Origin of the sequence: Salmonella sp. SAL4457 (assembly GCF_046548235.1) — a bacterium.
Taxonomy (GTDB): Bacteria; Pseudomonadota; Gammaproteobacteria; order Enterobacterales; family Enterobacteriaceae; genus Salmonella; species Salmonella enterica.
The window spans coordinates 1-265 of record NZ_JBGDZO010000634.1 but is presented as its reverse complement, the minus strand read 5'-3'; the positions used below and the strand labels follow the sequence as shown (position 1 = coordinate 265).

At 66.0% G+C, this 265-nt stretch carries 1 pseudogene; it reads right to left on the bottom strand.

Going from position 1 to position 265, the window contains the following annotated elements:
- Positions 1-127 precede the first annotated feature (127 nt).
- Positions 128-265 (bottom strand): annotated as a pseudogene (gene rimO / locus ACLJNW_RS25740) (30S ribosomal protein S12 methylthiotransferase RimO); the annotation flags it as partial.

Sequence of the window (265 nt, the reverse complement as noted above, 5' to 3'; positions counted from 1 at the left end):
GGCCAGATGTGCGTCGGGAAGATCCAGCAGGTAGCGCAGGCTGCGTAGTACGTCGTTGTTGAGCATCGTGCTCTCCGGAACGGTTGGCGATGAAAAAGCCCCGCGGGGCGGGGCTCTTCAGGGGGGCTCAGACCAGCTCGGCCCAGAGGTCGTACTCGTCGGCATCGGTGATGCGCACGCGGACCTTGTCGCCCGGCTTCAGCTCGTCGCTGTCGACGAACACGTTGCCGTCGATTTCCGGAGCGTCGGCCCAGGAGCGGCCGAC